At 71.7% G+C, this 3,138-nt stretch carries 4 protein-coding genes; 2 read left to right on the top strand and 2 right to left on the bottom strand.

What is annotated here, in order from left to right:
* On the bottom strand, window positions 1-461 hold a 461-nt coding region (locus tag Ade02nite_RS20690), incomplete at its 3' end, for an MOSC domain-containing protein (protein WP_369076664.1).
* 107 nt (window positions 462-568) lie between these two features.
* The gene (locus Ade02nite_RS20685) at window positions 569-1,102 is read right to left on the bottom strand and encodes a DUF4240 domain-containing protein (RefSeq protein ID WP_203765956.1); all 534 of its coding nucleotides are present in this window, start codon (window positions 1,100-1,102) and stop codon (window positions 569-571) included.
* 171 nt (window positions 1,103-1,273) lie between these two features.
* Between Ade02nite_RS20685 and Ade02nite_RS20680 the strand changes: the two genes are divergently transcribed.
* Window positions 1,274-2,134, top strand: coding sequence for a phosphotransferase family protein (locus Ade02nite_RS20680; RefSeq protein ID WP_307871223.1), 861 nt, complete (start codon window positions 1,274-1,276; stop codon window positions 2,132-2,134).
* A gap of 191 nt (window positions 2,135-2,325) precedes the next feature.
* The gene (gene rpsT / locus Ade02nite_RS20675) at window positions 2,326-2,592 is read left to right on the top strand and encodes a 30S ribosomal protein S20 (protein WP_203765946.1); all 267 of its coding nucleotides are present in this window, start codon (window positions 2,326-2,328) and stop codon (window positions 2,590-2,592) included.
* The last annotated feature ends 546 nt before the right edge of the window (window positions 2,593-3,138 follow it).

Here is a 3,138-nt window from a genome sequence, read left to right as displayed (position 1 = left end):
CCCCCCCCGTCGGCCGGCCCCGAGCCCCCACCGTCGGCCGGCCCCGAGCCCCCACCGTCGGCCGGCCCCGAGCCCCCACCGCCGCCCGGCCCCGAACCCCCGCCGCCGCCCGGCGCGGAGCCCTCCCGCGGCGGCCCGAACCGCAGGATCGTGCCCAGCGGCAGCCCGAGCAGGTCGATCCCGCTGGTCGTCACGTTCTCGCCGAGGTTGCCGGGCTCGACCGTGTAGCCCTTCTCCCCGACCTCCGCGAACAGCTCCTGCTGGATCAGATGCACCTGCCGCAGGTTCGGCTGCGTGGGGTCCACCTTCACCCGGTGGCGGTGCCGCACGTTCACCCCGGCGTGCACGTCCCCCTCGACGCCGATGCCGGCCACCAGCACGATCTGGTCACGCACCGGCTTGGTGAACGAATAGACGTCATGGCAACTGACCGAAGCGACCGTCCCGCGCAGCGAACTCATGCGCCGAGTCTCACCGACCTCCTCCCCGCACCTCGACCCTGTTCCCACATCCGAAGAACGCCGGCCCGCGGAACCGACAACACCGCTCGCTGCCCCGGACGAGACCGTCAGTCCGGCGGCTCGAGGAACAAGGCGGACAACTTGGGCAGGCGCCGCCGCATCTCCTCCTCGTTGTCGAAGTCCCAGAGGTCCGCGGCGTCGGGCCGGGTCGCCGGCTTGTCCTCCTGCGGGAGCTCCTGACCGGTGGCCTGGGCGTAGGCGTCCGCGGCGATGTGCAGCACCTCCTCGGCCTCGAAGACGGCGCCGTTGTCGGCAGCGGCCTGCACGGCCCGGACGTCGGCCAGCGAGTCGGGCGACTTGACCGAGCGCGCCACCGCCTCGCGGCCGTGGGCGATGAGCCAGCCCCGGAAGCTGTCGAAGCCGTCCTCGGAACAGCCCCCGTTGATCAGATAGGCCGCCGCCCACAGGTCCTGCGTGCCGGAGGCCACCATGACCTTGTCGAGATGTCGACCCCAGGCCACGATCTCCTCCGGATCGCGGGTCGCCAGGTCGGCGGCGGCGCGCTTGGCAACCTCGGCGGGCGAGGCGGGCCGGTCGGCGGTCGCGCGGCCGATGACCGCCCAGAAGTCGTCGGTTCTCATGCCGAGGATCCTGCCAGCGGGGTACGACAAAAACGCGCGCGGCAGGATGGTCCCGTGCGGCGAATTTCGCTTCCCGAGGTTGCCTACGGCGCTACCGCCGTACGGCCCGATTGGGCCGGCCTGCCGAAAGGCCTGCGCAGGGCGATAGCGGCAAGGCTCGGCTCGCCCGTCGTGGCGGCCAGATCCGCCGGCGGCGGCTTCACCCGGGCCTTCGCCGCGGTGCTGACGATCGCCACCGGCGAGAGCTTCTTCGTCAAGGCCGCTCCACTCGAAGATCCCACCTCCGAGTGGTACGCCCGTGAGGGCTGGATCACATCGTTGCTGCCCCCGGAGGCCACCGCCCCGCGGCCGCTCTGGTCGATCGCCGAGGCCGGGTACTTCACGCTGTGCCTGGAAGCCGTCGACGGGCACGTACCGGCCCTGCCCTGGTCGCCGGCCGAGCTGGAGTCGTCCCTCGCGGCCTGGTCGCGCGCGGCTCAGGCGCTGGCCAGGCCCTCGGCCGAGCTGCTGGCCTCGGGCATCCCGGCACTCCCCGAGATCCTCCGCGGCGAAATGTCCTGGTGGTCGGAAATCGCGGCCGGCCGGGAACCGATGCCCGCCACCGCAAGCCACACCGTCGCGCCCACTCACCTCGCCGAACTCGCCGAGCTGGAACAGGCCGCTCCCGCGCTCGCCGCCGGACCGGGCCTCCTGCACGGCGACCTCAGGATCGACAACATCATGATCGACCGTACGGGCGCCGCCCGGCTCTGCGACTGGACGTGGCCGTGCCTCGGAGCACCCTGGTTCGACACGGTGACGCTGCTGGTGACCGCGTACGCGAGCGGGCTCGGCGCGGACACGTACCTCTCGCGATGGGACGCCCCGCCGGAAGGGGTCGACGGCGCCCTCGCGGCCCTCGCCGGATATTGGCTCGTGCGCGCGGACGGCGGGCCGAGCAGCGCGTCGCCGCACAGCCGTCAGCATCAGCGCTTCAGCGGTGAGCAGGCCCTGGCCTGGCTCGCCGACCGCCGCGGCTGGCGGGGGCCGTGACCACCCGTTCGCCGGGCCTCCGAGCGGCCTCGCAGAGCCCTGAGCTGGGCACCGTTTTGGCGGCGAGCGATGGGGCTGGTAATCTGGTTCCTCGCGTGTGGTGACGCGCCGTTGTTCGCTGTTTCGGCAGAGACCTGGGGCCACCCCGCTGAGACCATTTTCCGAACAACTAGTCAGGACAAGGCTGTCGCGTGGCGAACATCAAGTCCCAGATCAAGCGCAACCGGCAGAACGAGAAGGCCCGGCTGCGTAACAAGTCGGTCAAGTCGTCGCTGAAGACCGTGATCCGCAAGCTCAACGAGGCGAGCGAGGCCGGCGACGTGCAGACCGCTACGACGCTGCTGCGTGACGCCTCCCGTCAGCTGGACAAGGCCGTCAGCAAGGGTGTCATCCACAAGAACCAGGCGGCGAACCGCAAGTCGGCCATCGCCAAGCGCGTCTCGTCGCTGTCTGCCTGATCATCGTTGATCCGCTCGGCCGCCTGACCTGAGAGTCGGGCACCGGGCGTTTGGCAGGGCGCCAAAAACCGCACCCGGGCATCGCGGGACCTCACGGTCCATCGCGGTGCCCGGTGTCATTTCCTCAGCCCGAGACGGCCACGGGTCAAGCTAGGGCGTGGCTGCCCTCCCTGGCATCCAGGAGCATGGCCTGCGCGGCGACAGGCCGCCGGCTCGGGAGGCCCCACGCGGTCGGCGGCCTCGCGGATCTACTGCGAGGTTCTAGCGCGGGCCGACGCCTCGTGCAAGGGCCGTTGCAGAGACATGCGGGGCGGCACCCCCTGCGAGGCTTATCGCAACAGCACGGGCAGCCGCGTCCCGGCCGGCCGGGACCTTCCAAGGCGTTCAGAACCGCCCACGGACGCCCCCACGCCACGATTACGCGGCGGCCGGGCGCCACGGGCGACGAACCAGCGCCCCGAACGGCGAGCCGACGCCACAGGCGGCGAACCAGCACCAAGACGCGACGAACCAGCGCCACGAACGGCGAGCCGACGCCACAGGCGA

It is taken from the genome of Paractinoplanes deccanensis, from assembly GCF_016862115.1.
GTDB lineage: Bacteria > Actinomycetota > Actinomycetes > Mycobacteriales > Micromonosporaceae > Actinoplanes > Actinoplanes deccanensis.
The sequence above is the reverse complement of the archived record's forward strand: the minus strand, read 5'-3'. Positions and strand labels throughout refer to the sequence as shown.

Coding starts and splice junctions, on each gene's coding strand:
- Ade02nite_RS20685 (WP_203765956.1), bottom strand. CDS start 1,102: ATGAGAACCGACGACTTCTGGGCGGTCATCGGCCGCGCGACCGCCGAC.